This is a genomic window from Saccharopolyspora endophytica (assembly GCF_018070075.1).
In the GTDB taxonomy this organism is placed as follows: Bacteria; Actinomycetota; Actinomycetes; order Mycobacteriales; family Pseudonocardiaceae; genus Saccharopolyspora; species Saccharopolyspora endophytica.
In genome coordinates this window covers 26,535-51,915 of the sequence record NZ_JAGPXE010000012.1, presented here as the reverse complement: position 1 = coordinate 51,915, position 25,381 = coordinate 26,535, and the positions used below count along the sequence as shown (strand labels likewise).

The following is a 25,381-nucleotide window of genomic DNA, read 5'->3' as shown; positions in this document are numbered from 1 at the left end:
GCGCGAACGCGGACGACCACGAGGGTTTCGAGGTCGTCCGCGTTCGCGCGATGCGGGGTTCAGCGAGGGGAGTTGGAGCGGCGAGCGCGCTGCGGGGCGCCCGTGCGACCGCCCGACGCTCCGCGGCGGTTGCGGTTCGCGTTGCCGCCCGCGCCGCCTCCACCGTGGTTGCCTCGGCGGGACGGTTCGGTCCCGCGCGGGGCGCGCTGCGGGCGGTGCTCACCACGCGACTTCGCGGGCTTCTGCTGCTGGCGCTGCGGTGCGGCCAGCGGCGTGCCGGACGGTTCGCGGGCGCCGGTGACGCGCGCGAGCTCGGCGTCCCGCGGCCGGACCTCGGTCGTGATGGCCTTGACCCCGGCCTGGTTCGCCATGGCGCGGAACGCCTGCTTCTGGTCGTCGGTCACCAGCGTCACCACCGTGCCGCTGGAGCCCGCGCGCGCGGTGCGACCGGCGCGGTGCAGGTAGTCCTTCGGGTCGGCCGGCGGCTCGACGTGCACCACCAGGCTCACGTCGTCGATGTGGATGCCGCGCGCCGCGACGTTGGTGGCCACCAACGTGCTGGTCGAGGCGTTCTTGAACTCGTCGAGGATGCGGGTGCGGGCGTTCTGCGCCTTCCCGCCGTGCAGCGCACCGGCTTCCACGCCGACGGCGCGCAGCTTCTTGGCGAGCCGGTCCGCGTGGTGCTTGGTGCGCACGAACATGATGGTGCGGCCCTCGCGCGCGGCGATGCGGGCCAGCACGTCCTGCTTGTCGGTCGCCGACACCAGGAACTGGTGGTGCTCCATGCTGTCCACGCTGGCCGACGGCGGCGCCAGCGAGTGCACCACCGGGTCGGTCATGTACCGCTCGACGAGCTTGTCCACGTCACCGTCGAGGGTCGCGGAGAACAGCAGCCGCTGACCGTCGGAGGGAACCATGTCGAGCAGTTCCCGGACCTGCGGCAGGAATCCCATGTCGGCCATCTGGTCGGCCTCGTCCAGCGCGGTGCGCTCCACCTCGGACAGATCGCAGGTGCCCTGCCGCACGTGGTCGGCCAGCCGACCCGGAGTCGCGACCAGGACGTCCACGCCGCGTCGCAGCGTGTCGACCTGCCGGTTGAAGGAGGTGCCGCCGACGACCTCGCGGACGTACAGGCCCAGGGCCTTGGCCAGCGGCTTGAGCGAATCGGTGACCTGGGTGGCCAGCTCGCGGGTGGGCACCAGCACCAGGCCGCGCGGGCGCATCGGGCGGGCGCTCTCGGTCTGCAGCGCCAGCAGCGGGAGCCCGAACGCCAGCGTCTTGCCGGAACCCGTCTGGCCGCGGCCGAGCACGTCACGTCCCGTCAGCGCGTCCGGGATGGTGGCGGCCTGGATCGGGAACGCTTCCTGCATGCCGCTGTCGTGCAGGGCGCGGACCAGGCGGTTGGGCAGTCCGAGATCGGCGAACGGCGCCGGGTCGACGGCCGTCACCCCGACCTCGTCGAACAGGCTGCGCTTGACCGGCTGCGCCTTGGCCTGCGGACGGCGACGTCGCGGACGTCCCGGCTGGCTGCGGCGTGCGGGCGTGGCAGAAGAAGAAGGCACGAAAAGTACTCCCCGGAGGTAGGCACGTCACGGGGAGAGCTTCGCGGGTCTTTCCGCGGGCGATCACGAGGACGAGCCCGGCGCGATACCGCGCCGATGGGTGGGCGAACGCGGCGGACGCCGCTCGCATTGCGGCCGAGTGCCAGCCGCAGACAGCCCGCAGTCTATCGGACCGAACCCGGCGTCCGGGGGACAGGCGTCGGGCTGTGCTGTTCGTCTCCTCAGGCCGTGACGACGACGCAGAGCTTGCGGTCGGCCTCGCGCTCCACCCGCAGCCCTGCCTCGGAGGCGACGTCCAGGACGTCCTCGACCGACCGCGGCTCCTCCGCCGCGCAGGCCAGCGCCCGAGCCAACCTGCCCTTGTGGGACTTGTTGTGGTGGCTGACGACCTTGCGCTTGCCCGAAGCGTCCTCGGACAGCACCCGCACCTCGACGGCACCGCTGACCTTCGCCAGCGCCGCGTAGGCGCCCGAGCGCAGGTCCACCACGAGATCGTCGGTCGCGGCCAGCACGGGTTCGAGCGCCGGGCGCCACACGCTGCGCAGCGTCCCCAGCCCGGGCAGCGAACCTCCGCCGGAGAGCCGGTAGGCGGGGATCGAGTCGGTTCCGCGCACCAGCCCGAACAGCGCCGAGGCCACCGCCAGCCGCTCATCGGCCTGCTTGCGCTGCGCCGGTTCCAGGGAGCCGATGTCCAGGGCGTCGTAGAGCACGCCGGTGTAGCGCTCCAGCGCGGGAGCGGTGGGGGAGGACCACAGCGCGGCGTTGCGCTCCACCTCGTCGACCTGCCGCTCGGAGATCCCCAGAACTTCGAGGCTTCGCGGCACGTCACCGGCCAAAGTGGACAGCGCGTCGACGAGTTCGCGACGGGTCTCGTTCAGCTCCGGGTGCGACATCCCGGCCAGCTCCAGCGGAGCGCCGTCCCCACCAGCAGCCTTGGTCTCCGAAGGAGGAAGCAGAACCAACACGCCCACCAGGGTAAGCGGTCACGCGGCCACCCCCGACCGGACTCCCAGAGCGACCGCGACCTCGGCGATGACCTCGTCCAGATGATTGCGGAGCCGGTCGTCCGGTGATGATCGAGTCTTCGGGGACGGTCAACGCGGCCGCGGCGCATTTCAGGACGTGGGTCAGCGGAGTGGTGGGCGTGGTGTAGACGCCGTGGAACACGCGGAGGAAGCGGGCGTAGATCTGCTCATCCGTCAAACCCGCGGCCCGGGCGTCGCAGCGGCGGAAGACGGTGATCGGGAGCTCGTCGATGACGGGCGGACGTCGTTGGGTTCGCATACCAGGAGAGAGGAACGAACCCGCTCCACAGATACACCCGACACCCCTTTCCGACCTGAAACTCCCTGAAGGTGTGAACCGAACACCCGGCTTCCGACGGAGGTGACCGGATTACTCCGGTAATCAGGTCCCTGATTACGGGAGTTTTCCGGGTCCTCCCGTCCTCGACCCCGGAATACCGCCGTAATCGGAACCCGGAATACCGCCGTAATCAGGGACCTGAATACGGCCGTAATCGGGTCACCTCCCGGTCAGGTGCGCGGTGAGGAGGGGAGTGGGGTGTGAGGACGGTTGGTGGGGTCTGGTCGGGTGGGGTGTGGGGGTGCAGGTGGGGGCCTGGAGGGGGTTGATATTCGTTTGACCTGGTTGTTTGGGGTGCGCGAGCATGGGGGCTCCGCTTCACCTGCAACCGCGCACCACTGCGGGTCGGTGTGGTCGCTACCCTGCCTGTATTCCCATCGGGCCGAACTAGGAGCCAGTAGCCGTGATCACGAGGATGTCGACGTTGTTCCTGCGTACGCTGCGCGAGGATCCGGCCGACGCCGAGGTGCCGAGCCACAAGCTGCTCGTGCGGGCCGGCTACGTGCGGCGCATCGCGCCGGGCATCTACTCGTGGCTGCCGCTGGGCCTGCGCGTGCTGCGCCGGGTCGAAGAGGTCGTGCGCCAGGAGATGGACGCCATCGGCGCGCAGGAGATCCACTTCCCCGCGCTGCTGCCCAAGGAGCCCTACGAGGCGTCCAACCGCTGGACCGAGTACGGGCCGAACCTGTTCCGGCTCAAGGACCGCAAGAACGCCGACTACCTGCTCGGGCCCACCCACGAGGAGCTGTTCACCCTCACCGTCAAGGGCGAGTACAGCTCCTACAAGGACTACCCGGTCATGCTGTACCAGATCCAGACCAAGTACCGGGACGAGGAGCGCCCCCGCGCGGGCATCCTGCGCGGCCGCGAGTTCGTCATGAAGGACTCCTACTCCTTCGACATCGACGACGAGGGCCTGTCGACGTCCTACCAGCGGCACCGCGACGCCTACATCAAGCTCTTCGACCGGGTGGGGCTGCGCTACGTGATCGTGGCGGCCACCTCCGGTGCGATGGGCGGTTCGGCGTCGGAGGAGTTCCTCGCCGAGAGCCCCACCGGTGAGGACACCTTCGTCCGCAGCACCGAATCCGGTTTCGCCGCCAACGTCGAGGCCGTGGTCACGCCCGCGCCGCCTGCGGAGTCCATTGAGGACAAGCCCGCCGCCGAGGTGCACCACACCCCGAGCACGCCGACCATCGAGTCGCTGGTCGACTTCCTCAACACCCACACCGACCGCAAGTTCACCGCCGCGGACACCCTGAAGAACGTGCTGGTCAAGACGCGCCAGCCGGGTTCGGACGAGTGGCAGCTGCTGGCGATCGGCGTGCCCGGCGACCGCGAGGTCGACATGAAGCGCCTCGAAGCCTCCCTGGAGCCGGCCGAGGTCGCGCTGCTCGAGGAGCCCGACTTCACCGCCAACCCGTTCCTGGTCAAGGGCTACATCGGCCCGAAGGCGCTGCAGGAGAACGGCGTTCGCTACGTCGTCGACCCGCGCGTGGTCACCGGTACCGCGTGGGTCACCGGTGCGGACAAGACCGACCACCACGTGCTGGACCTGGTGTGCGGCCGGGACTTCACGCCGGACGGCACGATCGAGGCCGCCGAGGTCCGCGAGGGCGACCCGTCGCCCGACGGCAGGGGAACGCTGGTCGCCGCGCGCGGCATCGAGATCGGGCACATCTTCCAGCTCGGCCGCAAGTACGCCGACGCGTTCTCGCTGGACGCGCTCGGTCAGGACGGCAAGCCCAAGCGGATCACCATGGGTTCCTACGGCGTCGGGGTGTCCCGCCTGGTCGCGGCCATCGCCGAGCAGAGCCACGACGAGATGGGCCTGGCGTGGCCGCGCGAGGTGGCCCCGGCCGACGTGCACGTGGTCATCGCGGGCAAGGACGAGACGGTCCGGGCCCGCGCCGAGGAGATGGCGGCCGAGCTCGACGCGGCCGGCGTGCAGGTGATCCTCGACGACCGCACGGTCTCGCCGGGCGTGAAGTTCGCTGACGCCGAGCTGGTCGGCATCCCGTCGATCCTGGTGGTCGGCAAGGGCCTGGCCAACGGTGTCGTGGAGGTCCGCGACCGGCTCTCCGGCGAGCGCACCGAGGTCGCCGCCGACGACGCGGTGGCGCACCTGATCGACGTCGTGCGTGGCTGAATCTCGTCAGCGCACGCCCTGACCAGGGCGATCGCACTAGCCTCCGGTGGTGATCAATTGATCACCACCGGAGGCTTTGTCATGCGGTCCCTCTCACGTTTCCTCCTGCCCGCGCTGGCGGCGCTGACCCTGGTCGCGCCCGTCGCGGCCCACGCCGCACCGGCCGCCGACGTCGCACCGTTGGCCCAGGCCCACGCGCACAACGACTACCTGCACGAACGTCCGCTGCTGGACGCGCTGGACCACGGCTTCACCAGCGTCGAGGCCGACATCTACCCGCTGGGCGACTCGCTGCTGATCGGCCACGACCCCTTCCAGCTCAACCCCGACCGGACCATCGAGTCGCTGTACCTGGACCCGCTGGTGGAGCGGCTCAACGTCGGGGGCGGCAGCATCTACCCGGGCCACGACACCGACTTCCAGCTGCTGGTCGACTTCAAGACCTTCGGCGAGGACGGCTACAAGCGGCTCGACGAGATCATGCGCGACCCCAAGTACGCGGGCCTGTTCACCCACTACGAGAACGGCACCGTCACCGAAGGACCGGTGACGGTGGTGATCTCCGGTGAGAAGCCGACCGAGTTCATCGAGGGTCAGACCGACCGCTACGCGTTCCTCGACGGCGGCACCGGCGGCTCGATCGGCGCCGATCCCACGCTGGTTCCGCTGGTCTCCGACGACTGGACGCAGGTGTTCACCTGGAACGGCTCCGGCGACATGCCGGCCGAGGAGCGCGACGAGCTGGAGCGGATCGTCAACGACGCGCACGCCGCCGGTCAGCGCGTCCGCTTCTGGGCCACGCCGGACAGCGCGGGCGCCGAGCGCGACGCGGTGTGGAACGTGCTGAAGGAGGTCGGCGTCGACCACATCAACACCGACGACCTCGCTGGACTCCAGGAGTTCCTGACCAGCTGAGAGGCTCTGCCGGAGTCGAATTTCGCGCGAAATTCGGGACCAAGGTTTCGGGGTCGAATTTCGCGCGAAATTCGACCTCACCCGGCCAGGAAGCTCAGCCGCACCTTCCGGACCGGGTTGTCGACGTTGGTGTCCACCAGGCACACCGACTGCCAGGTGCCCAGCGCCATCTGCCCGCCCAGCACCGGGATCGTCGCGTAGGGCGGCACGAACGCGGGCATCACGTGGTCGCGGCCGTGACCGGGCGAGCCGTGGCGGTGCCGCCAGCGGTCGTCGCCGGGAAGCAGGTCCCGCAGGGCGGTGAGCAGGTCGTCGTCGCTGCCCGCACCGGTCTCGATGATCGCCAGTCCCGCGGTCGCGTGCGGCACCCACACGTTGAGCAAGCCGTCGCCGGCCCCGGCCGAGCTGAGGAACCGCCGGCACTCGTCGCGCAGATCGCGGACCACTTCGCTGCTACCGGTGCGGATCTCGATCTCTTCGCTGTGCATGCCCCAACCGTAGGCAGAGATCACCGCCGAGGCCTGATCGGTGCGAGGATGGTGGTCATGCGGAAGGCTTTCGACGCGAGTTTCGACGTCCCCGACGGCTACCTCAACACCGCGAGCATCGGCATCCCGCCGACCGACGCCGTCCGCGAGGTCTCCGAGGCGGTGGAGCGCTGGGGCCGCGGCTCGGACCGGCCGGGCGACTTCGACGAGCACGTGGCCACCGCCCGCGGCGCCTTCGGCCGCCTCATCGGCGTCCCCGCCGACCGGGTCGCCATCGGCGCCAGCGCTTCTCAGGTGATCGGCCTGGTCGCGGCCAGCCTGCCCGACGACGCGCGCGTGCTGGTGGCCACCGACGACTTCACCAGCGTGCTGTTCCCGTTCGCCGCGCAGGCCGACCGAGGCGTCACCGTCACCGAGGTCGACCTGGACGAAATCGGCGAGCGCGCATCGGAATTCGATCTCGTCGCGGTCAGCGCGGTGCAGTCCAAGGACGGCCGCATCGTCGACTTCGAAGGGCTCCAGCTGGCCAAGCAGGAGCACGGCACCCGCGTGCTGCTCGACGTCACGCAGGCCGCGGGCTGGATGCCGCTGCGGCTCGACTGGGCGGACTGGGTGGCAGGCGCCGGGTACAAGTGGCTGATGGCCCCGCGCGGTTCGGCCTGGCTGGCGATCCACCCCGACGCGCCGCGACCCGTTCCGCACAGCGCCAACTGGTACGCCGCTGAGGACCCGTGGGAGGCCACCTACGGCCTGCCCCTGCGGCTGTCCGGTGACGCGCGCGGGCTGGACATCTCGCCCGTGTGGCTCGCGCAGGTCGGCGCGGCGGCGTCGATGGAGTGGCTGGCCGGTCTGGATCTGGCACGAGTCGCCGAGCACTGCAGCGGCCTGGCCGACGGGTTCCGGGCGGAGCTCGGGATGCCGGCGGCCGGGTCGGCGATCGTGTCGGTGGCCGGGGAGGACGCCGTGGCCAAGCTCACGGCCGCCGGTGTGGCCTGCGCCAGCCGCGGGGGCCAGGCCAGGGTGTCGTTCCACCTCTACAACACCGCCGAGGACGTCGAAAGAGCGGTCCGCACACTGCTCTGATCAGCGCAACCGGGTATCGGGTTGTCCGTCCCGTAATCCACAACCGCTACCGTAGGCACTCGTGTCAGACCGACAGGGTGTGCCTGAAGACGTGACGGGAGCGCACGGCAACACGCAGCGTGATACCGCGCCGTTGAGGCGGGACAACGCCTACATCAGGCAGGACCGCCAGGTGGCCGCACCGACCCCGGAGCACGCCACCAGGCCGGTGATCACGCATTCGCCGACGCCGCAGCAAGCGCCTCACCAGGCGCCGCAGCAGCCGTACCCGGGCACCAGCAGACAGCCCGCGCCGCCGCCCCCGCCGCCGAGGCAGCAGCAGTCGCAGGGCGTCACGCCGATGGGCTGGGCGCTGCGGGGACTCGTGCTGCTGCTGATCGCGGTCGTGTCCGGCCTGATCTGGAGCGCCATCAAGCCCGATGACGAGGCCGCCGCACCGCCACCGCTGAAGCTGCGCTACGACTTCACCCTGGTCCGCAAGGAAGAGGCGTTCCAGGGCTGCAAGAGCGTCTCGACCGACTCCATCCAGAACTTCTTCAGCAAGCAGGAGTGCGACCACCTCACCCGCGCGCTGTACACGACGACCCTGCCCGACGGCCGCCGCGTCCTCACCTCGGTGATCACCGTGCTGATGCCGACGCCGCAGGTCGCCACCCAGCTCAACGAGCTGACCACCAAGGACGGCACCGGCAACATCCGGGACCTGGTGGACGACGAGCGCGACGGCACCAGCGACATGCCCGACCTCGACGACGCGGCCTACGCCTCGGGACGGCAGGACCGGCTGGTCGTGATCGGCGACTCGGCGTTCTACGGCAAGTCCTCGAAGAAGGACCCGGCGCTCAGCGACGTCACCAACGAGGCCCTCAAGCTCGGATGGCCCCAGGACCAGGCGCCGAAGTGACCGGGGACCTCAGCCGGCACCGCGGCTGACTACGCCCGCTGGCCGGGGAAGTTCTCCGCGGCGGGCTGGCGTCCCAGCGTCAGCCGCCAGCGGGTCGCCCTGGTGGCGGAGGTCGTCAAGCCGTCCAGCGCGGTGCTGCGCATCCCGGCGTCCTCGGTGCTGTCGAGCACGGAGCGCCAGCCGACCTGGCAGTCGCTCTCGGTGGTGATCAGCAGCTCGATCGCCTTCGACTGGTCGGCCACGTCGCCGCCGACGTCGTAGGCGGGCTGGGCGGGGGTGGGTGTCAGGCCCGCCTGCCGCATCGCCTGCTCGGCGGTGTCGCGCAGCCGGGTGTGCGCGTCGACGGCCTCCTCGATCGCGCTGCGCACGCGCGCCTCGCCGACGAAGGCGTTGGCCAGCCCGTAGACCCACAGGGCCGCGTGCTCGGCGCCCAGCGCGTCGCCGAGGGCCTTGGCGGCCTGCTCCGAGATCTCGCTCAACCCAGCACCTCCTGCAGGCACGCACAACTCGCGGACACCGACGCCACCATCCCCGCGCGGTAGCCGGACAACCCGGGAACGAGCTTCGCCGCCTGCTCCTGGCCCTCGCGCACGGCCGCGCGCAGCGCGTCGGCGGCGGCGTCGGCGGAGACCGGCGCCTTCTTCGGGGCCGGATCGGGCACCGACGGCGGGTCCTCGGGGTCGCGCGGCGCGATCCGGTCGATCTCCCGCTGCAACGCGCTGGCGTGCGCCGTTCGCGCCGCGGCGAGCTCGCGCGCCGTCTCGGCCATCCCGGAGTGCCTGCGGGCGATCGCGTTCGCCAGCGCGGCATCGGCCTTCGCGGCGGTCGCCAGCGGCAGCAGCTGATCGGGCTCGTCGGAGTCGGTGCCGCACGCGGCCAGCACGGCCACGGCGGGCGCGGCGGCGAACAACCGCAGAACACGTCGGCGCTCGATCACCGGCAGGGATGCGCGGGGGAGTTCCACGACGACCTATCCTGCCAGGCACCGCGATCAACGCGCGCACCCTGGGGGCCACCGCAGGAGCGGTGGGACCGGTGATCCATTCAGGGCTGTGCGGGATCCGCCGATCGTTGGGGTCCCGCGTCGCGCTCGGGTGCGGGCGGACGCGATACCCTGGGCGACCGCGGCCGGAGCAGACCGGACGCGGGCGGTTCGTGCCCGCGATTCGGGCCCGGATCGCGATGCATGAGGTCTTCTGAGACCACGAACCGAAACCTAGGAGTGCCAACGTGTCCAGCCCGCCGCGTGGTGAGATCACCGCGCAGCTGGAGCCCGTCGTCGCCGAGGCCGTCGCCGAAAAGGGCTTCGACCTCGAAGAGCTCGACGTGCAGCAGGCCGGTCGTCGCCGGCTGGTCAAGGTCGTCATCGACTCCGATGACGGTGTCGGCCTCGACGACATCACCGAGGTGAGCCGCTCGGTCGCCAAGGTCCTGGACGCGCACGAGCACGTGCTGGCCGGCTCCTACACGCTGGAGGTCACCTCGCCCGGCGTGGACCGGCCGCTGACCAAGCAGCGACACTGGAAGCGCGCCCGCAACCGGCTGGTGAAGATCCGGCTGACCAGCGGCGAGCAGCTGGTGGCGCGGGTCGGCAGCGCGGATGATGAGAGCGTGCAGGTGCTGGTGGGCGCTGAGATCCGCCAGGTGGCCTACCGTGATGTGGAGCGCGCGGTGGTCGAGGTGGAGTTCCAGCAGCCACCGGCGGAAGACCTGGTCAAGCTGGAGCGGGCTGCGAGCGGCGTTTCCCAGCAGGGGGACGACCGGGAAGACACGGAGGAGTCGAGGTGAACGTCGACATCGCGGCGCTGCGGGCGATCGAACGCGACAAGGACATCCCGTTCGAGACGGTCCTTGAAGCGATCGAATCGGCACTGCTCACCGCATACCGTCACACCGAGGGGCACCAGCCGCACGCGCGGGTGGAGGTCGACCGCAAGACCGGCATCGTGCGGGTCATCGCGCACTCCCTCAACGCCGACGGCAGCGTTTCCGAGGAGTGGGACGACACCCCGGAGGGGTTCGGGCGGATCGCGGCGACGACCGCGCGGCAGGTCATCCTGCAGCGGCTGCGCGACGCGGAGCACGAGCGGACCTTCGGCGAGTTCGCCGCCAAGGAAGGCGAGATCATCGGCGGCGTGATCCAGCGCGACGCGCGGGCCAACTCGCGCGGCATGGTGATCGTGCAGATCGGTGACAGCGAAGGCGTCATCCCCGGTGCCGAGCAGGTCCCGGGGGAGAACTACGAGCACGGCACCCGGATCAAGTGCTACGTCTACGGCGTGGCGCGCAGCGCCCGGGGTCCGCAGATCTCGCTGTCGCGCACCCACCCGAACCTGGTCCGCCGGCTGTTCGCGCTGGAGGTCCCGGAGATCGCCGACGGCACCGTGGAGATCCCGGCGGTGGCCCGCGAGGCCGGGCACCGGTCGAAGATCGCGGTGCGGTCCACGGTCAGCGGCGTCAACGCCAAGGGCGCCTGCATCGGTCCGATGGGCGCGCGGGTGCGCAACGTGATGAGCGAGCTGGGCGGCGAGAAGATCGACATCATCGATCACTCGGACGACCCGGCGACCTTCGTCGGCAACGCGCTGTCGCCGGCCAAGGTGGTCTCGGTCGAGGTGGTCGACGAGCGCACCAAGACCGCGCGGGTGATCGTGCCGGACTTCCAGCTGTCGCTGGCGATCGGCAAGGAAGGCCAGAACGCGCGGCTGGCGGCCCGGCTGACCGGCTGGCGGATCGACATCCGCAGCGATGCCGACCCGTCGTCGCCGACCACCACGAGCGGCCAGGCACCCGTCCAGCCGACCGGTCCGGACCCGGCGGTTGAGGGACTGCCCACCGTGGGTTCGGCTGAGTGACGCCCTCGGGTTAGAATCGTTAACGAGGCTCGACGCGAGGGGAGCGATCAATCCACACGAGTGCACCCGGGAATGGCCAGTGCCATGTGCCGGTTCGTACGTGCGTGGGTTGTCGTACTCGGACGTCGGCCGTTGAGCTGCTACGTGTGGTGGCTGAGGTCGGTGGTTCGGGGCCCGTCGCGGTTCCCGATCCACGGCATCGGCGACCGGGTCGGGGAGCCTGGCTGCACCCTGATCCGGCTTGCCTTCGTCTAGCCGAACGGCGCCGGGCTTTTCCGCGGGCACTTCGAGTGCCGGGATCTCTCGACACCTCAGCCGTGCAACACCACTTGAGTGCCGGGCAACCGCCCGCGGTGGCTCAGGACATGACCGACGCGGGATCCGTCCCGCGCCAGGCAACCGAAGGAAAGCAGGTCGACCCGTCATGAATCAGCCGTGAAGCTGAAGCCATGAACGCGCATCGGCGATAGGACGAGGTCGAGCGGGACTGCCGCCCGGCCTCACCCAGATGAGGAGAGCAGTGGCAGGCAAGGCCCGCGTACATGAGCTCGCTAAAGAGCTCGGTGTCACCAGCAAGGAAGTACTGAACAAGCTCGCCGAGCAGGGCGAGTACGTCAAGTCTGCGTCCTCCACCGTGGAAGCCCCGGTGGCTCGCAGGCTCCGTGACGCATATGTCAAGTCGTCGAAGAAGAGCGGCGACAACGGCAAGCCCTCTCAGAGCGACAAGGCTGTCAGTACCGGAGGGGCGGCTGGATCGTCAGCCCCCAAGCCTGGACCCAAGCCCGGCCCGCGCGCCGAGGCACCCAAGCCCGGCCCCAAGCCGGGTCCGAAACCGACCCCCAAGCCCGAACCGAAGGCCGAAGAGCCGGCCCCGGCCGCCCAGGCGGAGCCGAAGGCCGAGGCCCCCAAGGTCGAAGAGCCCAAGTTCGAGCAGCCCAAGGCCGAGCCCCAGGGCGACAAGCCCAAGGGCGACGCCAAGCCCGGCCCGAAGCCGGGTCCCAAGCCCGCGCCCAAGGCCCCGAGCGGCGACGGCGATGCCGCGCGCCCGAAGGCGCCCAAGCCGGGTCCGAAGCCCCCGCGCGTCGGCAACAACCCGTTCGGCGTCGGTCAGGGTGCTCCTCAGCAGCGCCCGGGTCGTCCCGGCCCGGGTCCGCGCCAGGACCGCGGTGGCCAGCAGGGTCCCGGTCGCGGTCGTGACGACCAGCGCCGTGGCGGTGGCGGCCAGGGTGCCGGAACCGCTCCTGCCGGTGGCGGCAACAACGCCCCGCGCGGCGAAGGTGGCGGCGGTGGCGGCGGCGGTTCGCGCCCGAACCCGGGCATGATGCCTCCGCGTCCGAACCCCGGCATGATGCCTCCGCGTCCGGCCCGCGGTGGGCCCGGCGGTGGCCCCGGCGGCGGTCGTGGCCGTGGCGGTCCCGGCGGCGGTGGCGGCGGCGGTGGCCGCGGTCCCGGCGGCGGTGGCGGCGGTCGTCCCGGTGGCGGTGGCGGTGGCTTCCGTCCCGGCGGCGGTGGCGGCGCTCCGGGTGGAGCTCCGGCCGGCGGTGGCTTCCGCGGTCGTCCCGGCGGCGGTGGCCGTCCGGGCGGTCCCGGTGGTCGCGGCGGCACGGCTGGTGCCTTCGGTCGTCCCGGCGGTCCCGCGAAGCGCGGTCGCAAGTCGAAGCGGCAGAAGCGCCAGGAGTACATGGAGAACATGCAGGCGCCGTCTGTCGGCGGCGTCCGCCTCCCGCGCGGTAACGGCGAGACCCTTCGCCTGCGCCGCGGTGCTTCGCTGACCGACTTCGCCGAGAAGATCAACGCCAACCCGGCCTCGCTGGTGCAGGCGATGTTCCACCTCGGTGAGATGGTCACCGCGACCCAGTCCGTCTCCGACGAGATCCTCGAGCTCCTCGGCCAGGAGATGAACTACAAGGTCGAGATGGTCTCCCCGGAGGACGAGGACCGGGAGCTGCTGCAGTCGTTCGACATCAGCTACGGCGACCCGGGCTCCTCCGAGGAGGAGCTGGCGGCCCGTCCGCCGGTCGTGACCGTCATGGGTCACGTCGACCACGGTAAGACGCGGCTGCTGGACACCATCCGGAAGGCGAACGTGCAGGCCGGCGAGGCCGGCGGCATCACGCAGCACATCGGTGCCTACCAGGTCGTCACCGAGCTGGAGGGCAACGAGCGGCCCGTCACCTTCATCGACACCCCTGGTCACGAGGCGTTCACCGCCATGCGTGCCCGCGGTGCGAAGTCGACGGACATCGCCGTGCTGGTGATCGCCGCGGACGACGGCGTCATGCCGCAGACGGTCGAGGCGATCAACCACGCCCAGGCCGCCGGTGTGCCGATCGTGGTCGCGGTCAACAAGATCGACGTCGAGGGTGCGAACCCGGACAAGATCCGCCAGCAGCTCACCGAGTACAACCTGGTGGCCGAGGAGTACGGCGGCGAGACGATGTTCGTCGAGATCTCCGCCAAGCAGGGCACCAACATCGACGGTCTGCTGGAAGCGATCCTGCTGACCGCCGACGCCTCGCTCGACCTCCGGGCCAACCCGAACATGTCGGCTCAGGGTGTCGCGATCGAGGCGCACCTGGACCGCGGTCGCGGTCCGGTGGCCACCGTGCTGGTGCAGCGAGGCACGCTGCGCGTCGGTGACTCGGTCGTCGCCGGTGACGCGTACGGCCGCGTTCGCCGCATGATCAACGAGAACGACGAGGACGTCACCGTGGCGCTGCCGTCGCGGCCGGTCCAGGTCATCGGCTTCACGTCGGTGCCCGGTGCCGGTGACTCCTTCCTGGTGGTCGACGAGGACCGGGTCGCCCGGCAGATCGCCGACCGCCGCGGGGCCCGCATCCGCGAGGCGCAGAACGCCGCCAAGCGCAAGCGGGTCAGCCTCGAGGACCTGGACAAGGTGCTCAAGGAGACCAACCAGCTGAACCTGATCATCAAGGGTGACAACTCGGGTACCGTCGAGGCGCTCGAAGAGTCCCTGATGAAGATCGAGGTCGGCGAAGAGGTCGAGCTGCGGGTCATCCACCGCGGCGTCGGTGGCATCAACGAGTCCGACATCAACCTCGCCACCGCGGAGAACACCATCGTCCTGGGCTTCAACGTCCGGGCCGAGGGCAAGGCGGCCGAGGTCGCCAACCGCGAGGGCGTCGAGATCCGGTACTACTCGGTGATCTACCGCGCCATCGAGGACATCGAGCAGGCCCTCAAGGGCATGCTCAAGCCCGAGTACGAGGAAGTCGAGCTCGGTCGCGCCGAGATCCGCGAGGTCTTCAAGTCCTCGAAGGTCGGCACGATCGCCGGTTGCATGGTCACCGACGGCATCGTCAAGCGGAACGCGAAGGCGCGTCTGCTGCGGGACAACGTGGTGGTCGCCGAGAACCTCAGCATCAACTCGCTGAAGCGGTTCAAGGAAGACGCCACCGAGGTCCGCGACGGTTTCGAGTGCGGTCTGACCCTGGGGTCGTACAACGACCTCAAGGTCGGCGACATCATCGAGCCGTACGAGATGCGCGAGAAGCCTCGCGACTGACACCGCACCTGCGCAGGGGGTCCGCAACGGACCCCCTGCGCGGGCTCGGGGGAAGATTCCGCCCATGTACGTCGGTGCGCTCGAACTGGACGTGCTCTTCGGTGACGTCCACTCGTTGAAGCAGAAGCGGGCCGTGGTCCGGCCGGTCCTGGCCGAACTCCGCCGCCGCTTCGAGGTCGCCGTCTCCGAGGCAGGCGACCAAGACCTCCACCGCCGCGCTCAGCTCGGAGTGGCGGCGGTCTCCGGCGACGCCGCGCACGTGCGCGAAGTCCTGGAGGCGTGCGAGCGGTTGGTGGCCTCTCGCCCCGAGCTGGAGCTCCTCTCCGCCCGCCATCGCATGCTGGGACCGGAGGATTAGGTTTGTCGGTGGTGCCCTGTGCCCAGCGGTGCGGGTGGGGGAACCTGAGCGGCTCCGTTGTCTCCGTGCGCCACTCCTGATGCATGCCCGATGGCCACGAAGCTGTTCAGAACTCCCCCGGCGGTGCGAGCTGCTCAGGTGCTCACCAGGAGGAGGAAGTGGCTCTGCCACTTCGCGAACGATGTTGGACCCACCCGCCGGAGCACCGCGGGTGTCGAAGCTTTCTTGCAAGAAGGAGGTGCGTCGTGGCTGATACGGCGCGCGCCCGCAGGCTGGCCAAGCGCATCGCGCAGATCGTCGCGTCCGGGCTGGAGCACGAGGTCAAGGACCCGCGGCTGGCGATGGTGACGATCACCGATGCGCGAGTCACCCCGGATCTGCGGGACGCCACGGTCTACTACACCGTCTTCGGCGACGACGCCGACTACGCCTCGACGGCGGCCGCGCTCAACAGCGCCACCGGCGTCCTGCGCTCCCGCGTCGGCGACCAGACCGGGGTGCGGTTCACGCCGACCCTGACGTTCGTCGCGGACACCGTCCCGGACCAGGCACGCCGGATGGAGGAGCTGCTCGCCAAGGCCAAGGAGGCCGACGACGAGGTCGCTCGACTGGCCTCCGGTGCGGTCCCGGCAGGCGACGCGGATCCCTACCGCACGAGCGCTGACACCGAGGATGATGACGACGACACCGACGGTGTCGATGACGAGGACTTTTCCGACGCCGATGTGCGTCGTGGCCCACAAGGTGGTTGAGTCGCGGCGCCGAATCGGGTGCGTTGGTCATCGGTGGCTCTGACAGGGCCGCCGACGACGTGGAGGTGACGTGTGCGCGGGCAACCCGAGACCGCCGGCCAGCAGGGCGGCCCGGAGACGGGCGAGTCCCTGCGAGAGGCCGTCACGGCCGCTGCGGGCAAGCTCGCGGCAGCACCGGACGTGACCCTGTTCGGGCACGTCAACCCCGATGCCGACGCCCTGGGCAGCGCGCTCGCGCTGGGCAGGGCGCTGAAGAAGCGCGGTAGCGAGGTCCGGGTGTCCTTCGGGCATCCGGACAAGCCCGCGCACTCGCTGCGCGACCTCGACGTCGACGGGCTCATCGTGCCTCCGTCGGAGGTGCCCTCCGCGCCGCCGCTGCTGGTCGTGTGCGACTCGGGCAGCCTCGGTCGGCTGGGCAGGCTCGCCGACCGCGTCAAGGGCACCATCGCCGCGGGTGGTGAGGTGATCGTCCTCGACCACCACATCGCCAACACCCGCTACGGCACCCTGAACGTCCTCGACGAGTCCGCCGAGGCCACGGTGCTGCTGGTGCTGCGGCTGCTCGACGAGCTCGGCGCGGAGCTGGACCTGCCGACCGCCCGCTGCCTGTACGCCGGGCTGGTCACCGACACCCGCTCGTTCCGGCACGCCAGTGCCGAGGTGCACCGGGTCGCGGCCCGGCTGCTCGACGCGGGCGTCGATCCCGAGGCGACCACCAAGCCGCTGCTCGACACCCACCCGTTCGGATTCCTGGGCATGCTCGCCGGTGTGCTGTCGAAGGCCGAGCTGGAGCCGTCCGCGGCCCAGGGCCTGGGCTTCGTGCACACCACCGTCCGCAAGGACCAGTCCGAGGGGCTGGGCAGCGAGGACGTCGACAGCGTCATCGACCTCATCCGCACCACCGGTGAGGCCGAGGTCGCCGCGGTCCTCAAGGAGATCGGCCCCGATCACTGGTCGGTGTCGCTGCGCGCGAACAGCCGCGTCGACGTCAGCCACGCCGCCAACGCCTGCGGAGGTGGCGGCCACCGGCTGGCCTCAGGCTTCACCGCTCGCGGCGAGGAGCACGAGATCCTCGCCGAGATCCGCAAAGCCCTCGAAGACGCCCCGCTCCTCGGATCCTGACCCCCAGCGGCTCCCGACCCGGCGGCCATTCGAATTTCGCGCGAAATTCGACCTCCGCGTTTCGGCCTCGAATTTCGCGCGAAATTGGAATGGAGGGGGTCAGGCGCGCTTGCGGGCTCGGAAGGCGGCCACGTGCATGCGGTTGGCGCAGCGGGGTGAGCAGAAGCGCTTCGCCTGGTTGGTCGAGGTGTCCAGGTAGTACGTCGAGCACCCCTCCGCCTCGCAGCGTCCCCAGCGGGCGGTGCCGTGCGCGACGACGCCCTGGGCCAGGCCCCACGCCGCCGCTGCGGCGACCTCGTCGACCGCGGGGGCGTCGGGACCGGCGACGTGGACGTGCCAGTTGGGCGCTCCGTCGTGACCTCCGTGACCGGAGAGCCGGGGGCGCGGGGGATGGGCGGCCAGCAGCGCGTTGATCTCGGCGCGGACCGTCTCGTCCTGGGCCGGCCCGTCCGACGCCATCATGGCGGCCAGCGCCCGGCGCAGGCCTTCGGAGACCTCCCGCAGCAGGGGCAGGTCGGAGTCCCGGAGGCGGTCGGCCCACCAGGGCTCGTCGTGCAGCGCGGCGCGGACGGCCTCGACGTCGGTCAGGTCGGCGTTGGCGAGCCGGAGCGCGACCTCGATGTAATCGGCGCTGTCCATTGACGCTCCTTACCGCTACCCTGTGTCAGGGTCGAACCCATCAATCGCAGCTTACAAGGGAGATGACGTGTCCGAGGCCGGGGAACGCGTGTCACCGCGCAAGGTGCTGGGACTCGCCGTCCCCGCGCTGGGCGTGCTGGCGGCCGAGCCGCTGTACGTGCTGGTCGACACGGCCGTGGTCGGTCACCTCGGTGCCGTCCCGCTCGCCGGGCTCGCGCTCGGCGGCACCCTGTTCACGCTGATCTCCAGCCAGCTGACCTTCCTGACCTACGGCACCACCGCGCGCACCGCCCGGCTGCACGGCGCCGGTCGGCGCACCGAAGCCGTCGCCGAGGGAGTGCAGGCCACCTGGCTCGGGATCGCCGTCGGCGTGGTGCTGCTGCTGATCGCCCAGCTCGTCGCCACGCCCGTCGCGGAGCTGCTGGCCGGACCCGGACCGGTCGCCGAGGCAGCCGGGACCTGGCTGCGCATCGCGCTCTGCGGAGCCCCGCTGGTGCTGATCACCATGGCGGGCAACGGCTGGATGCGCGGGGTCCAGGACACCGTGCGCCCGTTGCGCTACACGCTCATCGGCAACGGCGTGTCCGCCGTGCTGTGCCCGATCCTGGTCTACCCGATGGGCCTCGGGCTGGAGGGTTCGGCGATCGCGAACCTGATCGGCCAGAGCATCGCCGCCGCCCTGTTCATCCGCGCCCTGCTCGTGGAGAAGGCGCCGCTGCGCCCTGACGGGGCCCTGATGCGCGCTCAGCTCGGACTCGGCCGCGACCTGGTGCTGCGCACCATGGCCTTCCAGGTCTGCTTCCTGTCGGCGACCTCGGTGGCCGCCCGCACCGGAGCCGAGACGGCGGCGGCGCACCAGGTCGTGTGGCAGCTGTGGATGTTCCAGTCGCTGGTGCTGGACTCGCTGGCCATCGCCGCCCAGTCGCTGGTCGGTGCCGCCCTCGGCAGCGGTTCGGTGTCGCGCGCGAAGGCCGTCGCCAAGCAGGTGACCTGGTACAGCCTGGTGTTCGGGTGCGGACTGGCCGTGTTCTTCACCGCCGTGTCCGGCGTCCTGCCGTCGGTGTTCACCACCGATGCGGCCGTGCTCGCCGAGATGCCGCACGCCTGGTGGTTCTTCGTGGCGGTGCAGCCGGTGGCGGGTGTGGTCTTCGCGCTGGACGGGGTGTTCCTCGGCGCGGGTGACGCCGCCTACCTGCGCACGGCGACGATCCTCAGCGCCGTCATCGGCTACCTGCCGCTGATCTGGCTGGCGCTGGCCTTCGGCTGGGGCCTGGTGGGGATCTGGACCGGGCTGAGCCTGTTCATGGTGCTGCGGATGATCACGCTGCTGCTGCGGGCCCGCTCCGGCAAGTGGGCCGTGGTCGGCACGACCCCCGCGGCAGCGGCGGCCTGACCCTGGCGGAATCGCGCGGCGCCGGGTCGGGAATGATGGCTCGCCGTGTCCGCGCAATCCCGCAAACAGAGTCCCGCCGTTCCTCCCGGCCTGCTGGTGGTCGACAAACCGGCGGGGATGACCTCGCACGACGTCGTCTCCCGAGTTCGCCGCATCATGGGCACCCGCAAGGTCGGGCACGCGGGGACGCTGGACCCGATGGCCACCGGTGTGCTGGTGCTCGGCCTGGAGCGCGCGACCAAGCTGCTGGGCCACCTCGCGCTGGACACCAAGGCGTACCTGGCCACGATCACCCTCGGCGCGTCGACGACGACCGACGACGCCGAAGGTGAGGTCGTCTCCTCGGCCGACGCGTCCGGTGTGGACGAGACCGCGATCCGCGATGGGGTGGCGGCGCTGACCGGGGAGCTGGAGCAGGTGCCCAGCGCGGTCAGCGCGGTCAAGATCAACGGCCGTCGGGCCTACGACATCGCGCGCAGCGGGGAGACCGTCGAGCTCGCCGCGCGCCCGGTCACCGTCTCCCGCTTCGACGTGCTCGCGCTGCGGCGCACCGACGAGACCACCGAGCTGGACGTGCTGGTGGAGTGCTCCTCGGGCACCTACGTGCGCGCGCTGGCCCGCGACCTCGGGGAAGGCCTCGGCGTTGGGGGACACCTCACGGCGCTGCGCCGCACCCGGGTCGGGCCGTTCGGGCTGGCCACGGCCCGCACCCTCGACCAGCTGGAGGAGACCCCCGAGCTGTCGATGGGGCTGGACCAGGCCGTCGAGACCGCCTTCCCCCGCCGCAACGTCGACGCCTCCACCGCTCGCGCGCTGTCGCACGGGCAGGTCGTGACGGCGGCAGGCGTCGAGGGGACCTACGGGATGTTCAACCCCGACGGCCGGGCGGTGGCACTCGTCCGCGACCGGGGCCGCACGGCCAAGGCGGTCCTGGTCATCATCCCCGGGAACTGACGGCGCGTTCACCCGAGCGGATGGCGATTCGAATTTCGCGCGAAATTCGAGCGCGAAAGTTCCGACTCGAATTTCGCGCGAAATTCGAATCGGGGCGGGACGCGGGGGTGCTCGGCGGGTGGGGCCGGGGCGCGGGTTCGAAACCACCGCTGGGCGCGTGATCGTTCGGGGGAAGTAGGCTTCCGGGTCGTGCAGCGTTGGCGTGGTTTGGAGCAGCTTCCCGGTGGTTGGGGCCGTTGCGTGGTCACCATCGGTGTCTTCGACGGTGTGCATCGCGGTCACCAGAAACTCATCGCGCACGCGGTGCAGAAGGCTCGGCGGCGGGGCGTTCCCTGCGTGCTGATGACCTTCGACCCGCACCCGGCGGAGGTCGTGCGCCCGGGGAGTCACCCGGCGCAGCTGACCACGTTGCAGCGGCGGGCCGAGCTCGTCGAGCAGCTGGGCGTGGACGTGTTCTGCGTGCTGCCGTTCACCCGCGAGCTGTCCCGGGTGCCCGCGGAGGGGTTCGCGCACGAGGTCCTCGTCGAGAAGCTGCACGCCGCCGAGGTCGTGGTGGGGGAGAACTTCACCTTCGGCCACAAGGCGGCCGGCAACATCGACCTGCTCACCAAGCTCGGCGAGCGCTTCGGCTTCGAGGTCGCCTCCGACGCGCTGGTGTCCGGGCCGGTGGAGCGCTCCGACGACGCCGACGGCACGTCGGTGACGTTCTCCTCCACCTACATCCGGGCGTGCATCGACGCCGGTGACGTGGTGGCCGCGGCGTCGGCGCTGGGACGCCACCACCGCATCGAGGGCATCGTGGTGCGCGGTGCGGGTCGCGGCGGCAAGGAGCTGGGCTTCCCGACGGCCAACCTGTCCACACCGGACTACACGGCGATCCCCGCCGACGGCGTCTACGCGGCGTGGTTCACCCACCGCAGGCGTGGCGCGTCCCAGCCGGGACCGGCGATGCCGGCCGCGGTGTCGGTGGGCAGCAACCCGACGTTCTCCGGGACCGAGCGCACCGTCGAGGCCTTCGTGCTCGATGTGGACGCCGACTTCTACGGCGAGCACGTCGATCTCGACTTCGTGCAGCGGCTGCGGGCCATGGAGCGCTACGACTCGGTGGACGCGCTGATCGACCAGATGAACGCCGACGTCGCCGAGACCCGCCGAATCCTCGGGGTGCGGGAGTGAGCTCCGCCGCCGGGAGGAACAGGTTTTCGGATTCTCGACCCCGCGCGGCCGGTGAGCTGGCAGGATTCGAGTCCGGATCATCCCGGGTTCGTCGGGGTGGCGGTCACGCAGGGGGAGCGAAGGTGTCGGAGAGCAGCAGCGTCCAGCGAAATCTGGCTCTGCAGCGGCAGTGGTACGGCGAGCCGCTGGGAGACCGGGTGCGCCGACTGGTCGTGGCCTTCCGCATCTCGCAGGCCCAACTGGCCGACGTGCTCGGCATCAGCGCGCCGATGCTCAGCCAGGTGATGAGCGGACGCCGCGCCAAGATCGGCAACCCGCAGGTGCTGGCCCGGCTGGTGATGCTGGAGCGCAAGGTCCTCATCCCGGGCGTGGCCGCGGGCGAGTCGGACGCGATCAAGCAGGCCCTGGAGGACGTGCGCCAGTCGCAGCCCTCGGTGGGGCGCGACAACCTGCCGGTCAAGCAGACCACCAACGGCGAGCAGATCGCCTGGCCGGTGCTGCTGGAGGTCGCCAAGCCCACCGAGCTGGAAGCCGCGGCCTCGTTATTGGAGGGCCGCTACCCGCGCCTCGCAGGACTCCTGCGCCGAGCCGCCGACAGCGAGTAGCAGCCATACTCGCGGGATGCGGCTGTTCACCGCGTTGTGGCCCTCCGAGGAAGCGGTCCGGCACCTGTCGGAGGCGATCGCGGCCCTCGACCCGGTGCGGGTGAGAGAGGCGACGGCGGGCGTGCGCAAGTTCCGCTTCACCGCCGCCGAGCGCTGGCACCTGACGTTGCGCTTCCACGGCGACGACGCCGATCCGCAGAGCGTCGCCGACCGCCTCGACCGCCGCATGGCGCACATCACCGCGGCGCCGCCCGCCCTGCGCCTGACCGGCTCGGGAACGTTCCGGGGAGTGCTGTGGACGGGCGTCGAACCGGCCACCGAGACCGACCGGCTCGCGCTGCGGGAGCTGGTGCGCGCGGCCGGTGGCGACCCGCACGGGTTCCGGGCGCACCTGACCCTCGCGCGGTGGGCGTCCGGCCGTCCCGACCGGCGGTCGATGCCGGGGCTGCTCACCGGCTACACCGGTCCCTGGTGGACCGCCGGAGAACTCGCGGTGATGCGCAGTGACCAGGGCGAAGGCGGTCCGGTGTACCGGGCGGTGCACCGCGTGCCGGTGACGCGCGCTGCGTCGGGGTAACCCAGGCGAGCAGGGCTTCCCTGTTATCCTGGCCTGTGGAACGGCTGCAGTCCGTGGTGGCCGATTTCCGGGGTAACCAGTCCTCACGGCGGTGGCGCCGCACGGCAGCTCGCCGCCCACAGACACGGGACATGCAGAAGGAGTATTTCGTGGCGCTGTCCACTGACGAGAAGAAGCAGATCCTGGCCGAGTACGGCCTGAAGGACAACGACACCGGTTCGCCGGAGGCCCAGGTGGCCCTGCTGACCAAGCGGATCACCGGCCTGACCGAGCACCTCAAGCAGCACAAGCACGACCACCACTCGCGTCGTGGTCTGCTGCTGATGGTGGGTCGTCGCCGTCGTCTGCTCAACTACCTGACCAAGGTGGACATCGAACGCTACCGTTCGCTGATCCAGCGACTCGGTCTGCGTCGTTGACATGACACCGGGGGGAGTGGCCACGGCCGCTCCCCCCGGTGCGTAAAACCGGGCGGTGCCTCGCAGGCGCCGCCAGCAATTCAATAGAGCGCTCACGGTGGCAAGCACTGGGTGCAGGCGTCCGCCGGTCCTCGGTAGTGGCTGCCGGGCAAGTCGTCACGAGACGGTCCCGGGAGCTTCGATCGATGGCCGGCCTTGTCGGATCACCGATCCGGATGCTCCTGCCGTGGGCGTTGTGACGATAGGGAGTCACCTTGACTGAAGCGATCGAAGAGGGCGTGTACGAGTCGACCGCCGTGCTGGACAACGGCGCGTTCGGAACCCGTACCGTCCGTTTCGAGACCGGCCGGCTCGCGAAGCAGGCCGCCGGTAGCGTCGTCGCCTACCTCGACGACGAAACCATGCTGCTGTCGGCCACCACGGCCTCCAAGCAGCCGAAGGAGCACTTCGACTTCTTCCCGCTGACCGTCGACGTCGAAGAGCGGATGTACGCCGCGGGTCGCATCCCCGGTTCGTTCTTCCGCCGCGAGGGCCGGCCGTCCACGGACGCGATCCTGACCTGCCGCCTGATCGACCGCCCGCTGCGCCCGTCGTTCGTCGACGGCCTCCGCAACGAGGTCCAGGTCGTGGTCACGGTCATGAGCCTGAAGCCGGGCGACCTCTACGACGTGCTGGCGATCAACGCCGCGTCCGCGTCCACCCAGGGTTCGGGTCTGCCGTTCTCCGGCCCGATCGGTGCCACCCGCATGGCGCTGATCGACGGCCAGTGGGTCGCGTTCCCGACGCACGAGCAGCTCGAGCGCGCCGTGTTCGACATGGTCGTCGCGGGCCGCATCGTCGGTGACGACGTCGCGATCATGATGGTCGAGGCCGAGGCCACCGACAAGACCATCGACCTGGTCGCCGGTGGCGCCCAGGCGCCGACCGAGGAGGTCGTGGCCGCGGGTCTGGAGGCGGCCAAGCCGTTCATCCGCACCCTGTGCGTGGCCCAGCAGCAGCTGGCCCAGGCGGTCGGCAAGGACACCCAGGACTTCCCGGTGTTCCCGGCCTACCAGGACGACGCGTTCACCGCCGTCGAGCAGGCCGTGTCCTCCGAGCTGGCCGAGGCGCTGAAGATCGCCGGCAAGCAGGAGCGGGAGACCCGCCTCGACGAGATCAAGGCGTCGGTCCTGGAGAAGGTCGGCACCGGCGAGGGCGAGGCGTTCGAGGGCCGCGAGAAGGAGATCGGCGCGGCGTTCCGCTCGCTGACCAAGAAGCTGGTCCGCCAGCGCATCATCCGCGACCAGGTCCGCATCGACGGCCGCAGCCTGACCGACATCCGCAGCCTGTCCGCCGAGGTCGGCGTGATCCCGCGGACCCACGGTTCGGCGCTGTTCGAGCGCGGCGAGACCCAGATCCTGGGCGTCTCCACGCTGAACATGCTGCGGCTGGAGCAGACCATCGACTCGCTCTCCCCGGAGACGACGAAGCGGTACATGCACCACTACAACTTCCCGCCGTACTCGACCGGTGAGACCGGCCGGGTGGGCAGCCCGAAGCGTCGCGAGATCGGCCACGGAGCGCTGGCCGAGCGCGCGCTGATGCCGGTGCTGCCCTCGCGCGAGGAGTTCCCGTACGCCCTGCGCCAGGTCTCCGAGGCGCTGGGCTCCAACGGTTCGACCTCGATGGGCTCGGTCTGCGCCTCGACGCTGTCCCTGCTCAACGCGGGTGTGCCGCTGAAGGCGCCGGTCGCCGGCATCGCGATGGGTCTGGTCTCCGACGAGGTCGACGGCAAGACCCACTACGTGGCGCTGACCGACATCCTCGGTGCCGAGGACGCCTTCGGTGACATGGACTTCAAGGTCGCGGGCACGAAGGAGTTCGTGACCGCGCTGCAGCTGGACACCAAGCTGGACGGCATCCCGTCCGAGGTGCTGGCGCAGGCGCTGGGCCAGGCGCGCGACGCCCGGTTCACCATCCTGGAGGTCATGGCCGAGGCGATCGGCAAGCCCGACGAGATGAGCCCGCACGCCCCGCGCGTGACCTCGGTGACCGTCCCGGTCGACAAGATCGGCGAGGTCATCGGGCCGAAGGGCAAGATGATCAACTCGATCACCGAGGAGACCGGCGCCGAGATCAGCATCGAGGACGACGGCACCATCTACGTGGGTGCGGCCGACGGCCCGTCCGCGGAGGCGGCGATCGACAAGATCAACGCCATCGCGAACCCGCAGCTGCCGAAGGTCGGCGAGCGCTTCCTGGGCACCGTGGTCAAGACCGCGGCGTTCGGCGCGTTCGTCTCGCTGCTGCCGGGCAAGGACGGCCTGGTGCACATCTCCAAGCTGGGCAACGGCAAGCGCATCGGCAAGGTCGAGGACGTCGTGAACGTCGGCGACAAGCTGCGCGTGGAGATCGCCGACATCGACAACCGCGGCAAGATCAGCCTCGTGCTGGTCAACGACGACGAGGAGTCCTCCGGCGAGGGCGAGGCCGCTCCGGCCGAAGCCTCCGCCGAATGATCCTCTGATCTGAACGCGATGCGGCCCGTCCCGGTCACCCG

Annotated in this window: 24 protein-coding genes; 18 read left to right on the top strand and 6 right to left on the bottom strand. The window is 70.6% G+C overall.

What is annotated here, in order from left to right; all coding sequences use genetic code 11:
• Nucleotides 1–59 precede the first annotated feature (59 nt).
• Together KBO27_RS24795 and yaaA are read right to left on the bottom strand one after the other, a co-directional pair.
• Entirely contained in the window at nucleotides 60–1,562 is a 1,503-nt protein-coding gene (locus KBO27_RS24795) for a DEAD/DEAH box helicase (protein ID WP_372448877.1), read from the bottom strand.
• A 221-nt stretch (nucleotides 1,563–1,783) separates the two neighbouring features.
• Entirely contained in the window at nucleotides 1,784–2,527 is a 744-nt protein-coding gene (gene yaaA / locus KBO27_RS24790) for a peroxide stress protein YaaA (protein ID WP_210972291.1), read from the bottom strand.
• Nucleotides 2,528–3,330: 803 nt separating this feature from the next.
• Here yaaA and KBO27_RS24785 point away from each other — a divergent pair.
• Together KBO27_RS24785 and KBO27_RS24780 are read left to right on the top strand one after the other, a co-directional pair.
• Entirely contained in the window at nucleotides 3,331–5,076 is a 1,746-nt protein-coding gene (locus tag KBO27_RS24785) for a proline--tRNA ligase (protein WP_210972290.1), read from the top strand.
• A gap of 81 nt (nucleotides 5,077–5,157) precedes the next feature.
• Nucleotides 5,158–5,991 carry a phosphatidylinositol-specific phospholipase C/glycerophosphodiester phosphodiesterase family protein gene (locus KBO27_RS24780; RefSeq protein WP_210972289.1) on the top strand — a complete coding sequence of 278 codons (834 nt, stop codon included), beginning with the start codon at nucleotides 5,158–5,160 and terminating at the stop codon, nucleotides 5,989–5,991.
• A gap of 77 nt (nucleotides 5,992–6,068) precedes the next feature.
• On the opposite strand, the gene KBO27_RS24775 is transcribed toward KBO27_RS24780, so the two are convergent.
• The gene (locus KBO27_RS24775; protein WP_132674733.1) at nucleotides 6,069–6,479 is read right to left on the bottom strand and encodes a YjbQ family protein; all 411 of its coding nucleotides are present in this window, start codon (nucleotides 6,477–6,479) and stop codon (nucleotides 6,069–6,071) included.
• Between the two features lie 57 nt (nucleotides 6,480–6,536).
• Here KBO27_RS24775 and KBO27_RS24770 point away from each other — a divergent pair, with 57 nt between their 5' ends.
• Together KBO27_RS24770 and KBO27_RS24765 are read left to right on the top strand one after the other, a co-directional pair.
• Nucleotides 6,537–7,562 (top strand): aminotransferase class V-fold PLP-dependent enzyme, encoded by a 1,026-nt coding sequence (locus tag KBO27_RS24770; protein ID WP_210972288.1) that lies wholly within the window; start codon nucleotides 6,537–6,539, stop codon nucleotides 7,560–7,562.
• Nucleotides 7,563–7,623: 61 nt separating this feature from the next.
• Nucleotides 7,624–8,466: a hypothetical protein gene (locus KBO27_RS24765; RefSeq protein WP_307870595.1), complete on the top strand. Its 843-nt coding sequence runs from the start codon at nucleotides 7,624–7,626 to the stop codon at nucleotides 8,464–8,466.
• 29 nt (nucleotides 8,467–8,495) lie between these two features.
• Here the strand turns inward: KBO27_RS24765 and KBO27_RS24760 are convergent, their stop codons facing one another.
• Nucleotides 8,496–8,945, bottom strand: coding sequence for a ferritin-like domain-containing protein (locus KBO27_RS24760; protein WP_210972287.1), 450 nt, complete (start codon nucleotides 8,943–8,945; stop codon nucleotides 8,496–8,498).
• A complete protein-coding gene (locus KBO27_RS24755; RefSeq protein ID WP_210972286.1) occupies nucleotides 8,942–9,430 on the bottom strand; it encodes a hypothetical protein in 489 nt (162 codons plus the stop codon). The genes KBO27_RS24760 and KBO27_RS24755 overlap by 4 nt, the downstream gene beginning before the upstream one ends.
• A 266-nt stretch (nucleotides 9,431–9,696) precedes the next feature.
• Here KBO27_RS24755 and rimP point away from each other — a divergent pair, with 266 nt between their 5' ends.
• From rimP to KBO27_RS24720, 7 genes are all read left to right on the top strand, one after another.
• Nucleotides 9,697–10,254 carry a ribosome maturation factor RimP gene (gene rimP / locus KBO27_RS24750; RefSeq protein WP_132620751.1) on the top strand — a complete coding sequence of 186 codons (558 nt, stop codon included), beginning with the start codon at nucleotides 9,697–9,699 and terminating at the stop codon, nucleotides 10,252–10,254.
• Nucleotides 10,251–11,321 (top strand): transcription termination factor NusA, encoded by a 1,071-nt coding sequence (gene nusA, locus KBO27_RS24745; RefSeq protein WP_132674741.1) that lies wholly within the window; start codon nucleotides 10,251–10,253, stop codon nucleotides 11,319–11,321. Before rimP ends, nusA begins: the two co-directional genes overlap by 4 nt.
• An 86-nt stretch (nucleotides 11,322–11,407) precedes the next feature.
• Nucleotides 11,408–11,749, top strand: coding sequence for a YlxR family protein (locus KBO27_RS24740; RefSeq protein ID WP_307870594.1), 342 nt, complete (start codon nucleotides 11,408–11,410; stop codon nucleotides 11,747–11,749).
• 92 nt (nucleotides 11,750–11,841) lie between these two features.
• Nucleotides 11,842–14,847, top strand: coding sequence for a translation initiation factor IF-2 (infB, locus tag KBO27_RS34415; RefSeq protein WP_210972285.1), 3,006 nt, complete (start codon nucleotides 11,842–11,844; stop codon nucleotides 14,845–14,847).
• Between the two features lie 64 nt (nucleotides 14,848–14,911).
• Nucleotides 14,912–15,205: a DUF503 domain-containing protein gene (locus tag KBO27_RS24730; protein WP_210972284.1), complete on the top strand. Its 294-nt coding sequence runs from the start codon at nucleotides 14,912–14,914 to the stop codon at nucleotides 15,203–15,205.
• A gap of 245 nt (nucleotides 15,206–15,450) precedes the next feature.
• The gene (gene rbfA, locus KBO27_RS24725) at nucleotides 15,451–15,957 is read left to right on the top strand and encodes a 30S ribosome-binding factor RbfA (protein WP_132674747.1); all 507 of its coding nucleotides are present in this window, start codon (nucleotides 15,451–15,453) and stop codon (nucleotides 15,955–15,957) included.
• Between the two features lie 129 nt (nucleotides 15,958–16,086).
• A complete protein-coding gene (locus KBO27_RS24720; protein ID WP_246537981.1) occupies nucleotides 16,087–17,079 on the top strand; it encodes a DHH family phosphoesterase in 993 nt (330 codons plus the stop codon).
• 99 nt (nucleotides 17,080–17,178) lie between these two features.
• On the opposite strand, the gene KBO27_RS24715 is transcribed toward KBO27_RS24720, so the two are convergent.
• Nucleotides 17,179–17,718 carry a CGNR zinc finger domain-containing protein gene (locus KBO27_RS24715; RefSeq protein ID WP_210972282.1) on the bottom strand — a complete coding sequence of 180 codons (540 nt, stop codon included), beginning with the start codon at nucleotides 17,716–17,718 and terminating at the stop codon, nucleotides 17,179–17,181.
• A 67-nt stretch (nucleotides 17,719–17,785) separates the two neighbouring features.
• Between KBO27_RS24715 and KBO27_RS24710 the strand changes: the two genes are divergently transcribed.
• The 7 genes from KBO27_RS24710 to KBO27_RS24680 all read left to right on the top strand — a co-directional run bounded on the left by KBO27_RS24710 (nucleotide 17,786) and on the right by KBO27_RS24680 (nucleotide 25,340).
• Nucleotides 17,786–19,111, top strand: a complete 1,326-nt coding sequence (locus KBO27_RS24710) for an MATE family efflux transporter (protein ID WP_210972281.1) — start codon at nucleotides 17,786–17,788, stop codon at nucleotides 19,109–19,111.
• A gap of 45 nt (nucleotides 19,112–19,156) precedes the next feature.
• Nucleotides 19,157–20,065, top strand: a complete 909-nt coding sequence (gene truB, locus KBO27_RS24705; RefSeq protein ID WP_210972280.1) for a tRNA pseudouridine(55) synthase TruB — start codon at nucleotides 19,157–19,159, stop codon at nucleotides 20,063–20,065.
• Nucleotides 20,066–20,254: 189 nt separating this feature from the next.
• Nucleotides 20,255–21,241, top strand: a complete 987-nt coding sequence (locus tag KBO27_RS24700; RefSeq protein ID WP_132674755.1) for a bifunctional riboflavin kinase/FAD synthetase — start codon at nucleotides 20,255–20,257, stop codon at nucleotides 21,239–21,241.
• 122 nt (nucleotides 21,242–21,363) lie between these two features.
• Nucleotides 21,364–21,846 (top strand): helix-turn-helix domain-containing protein, encoded by a 483-nt coding sequence (locus KBO27_RS24695; protein WP_210972279.1) that lies wholly within the window; start codon nucleotides 21,364–21,366, stop codon nucleotides 21,844–21,846.
• Between the two features lie 16 nt (nucleotides 21,847–21,862).
• On the top strand, nucleotides 21,863–22,423 hold the full coding sequence (gene thpR / locus KBO27_RS24690; RefSeq protein ID WP_210972278.1) for an RNA 2',3'-cyclic phosphodiesterase: 561 nt from the start codon (nucleotides 21,863–21,865) through the stop codon (nucleotides 22,421–22,423).
• Nucleotides 22,424–22,554: 131 nt separating this feature from the next.
• A complete protein-coding gene (gene rpsO / locus KBO27_RS24685) occupies nucleotides 22,555–22,842 on the top strand; it encodes a 30S ribosomal protein S15 (protein ID WP_246537959.1) in 288 nt (95 codons plus the stop codon).
• 254 nt (nucleotides 22,843–23,096) lie between these two features.
• Nucleotides 23,097–25,340 (top strand): polyribonucleotide nucleotidyltransferase, encoded by a 2,244-nt coding sequence (locus tag KBO27_RS24680; protein ID WP_210972277.1) that lies wholly within the window; start codon nucleotides 23,097–23,099, stop codon nucleotides 25,338–25,340.
• Nucleotides 25,341–25,381: the final 41 nt, after the last annotated feature.

Excerpts from the sequence above, each read along its gene's own strand:
- KBO27_RS24780 (WP_210972289.1), top strand. The coding sequence starts at position 5,158 with ATGCGGTCCCTCTCACGTTTCCTCCTGCCCGCGCTGGCGGCGCTGACC.
- KBO27_RS24775 (WP_132674733.1), bottom strand. The coding sequence starts at position 6,479 with ATGCACAGCGAAGAGATCGAGATCCGCACCGGTAGCAGCGAAGTGGTC.
- KBO27_RS24770 (WP_210972288.1), top strand. The coding sequence starts at position 6,537 with ATGCGGAAGGCTTTCGACGCGAGTTTCGACGTCCCCGACGGCTACCTC.
- KBO27_RS24730 (WP_210972284.1), top strand. The coding sequence starts at position 14,912 with ATGTACGTCGGTGCGCTCGAACTGGACGTGCTCTTCGGTGACGTCCAC.
- KBO27_RS24715 (WP_210972282.1), bottom strand. The coding sequence starts at position 17,718 with ATGGACAGCGCCGATTACATCGAGGTCGCGCTCCGGCTCGCCAACGCC.
- thpR (WP_210972278.1), top strand. The coding sequence starts at position 21,863 with ATGCGGCTGTTCACCGCGTTGTGGCCCTCCGAGGAAGCGGTCCGGCAC.
- rpsO (WP_246537959.1), top strand. The coding sequence starts at position 22,555 with ATGCAGAAGGAGTATTTCGTGGCGCTGTCCACTGACGAGAAGAAGCAG.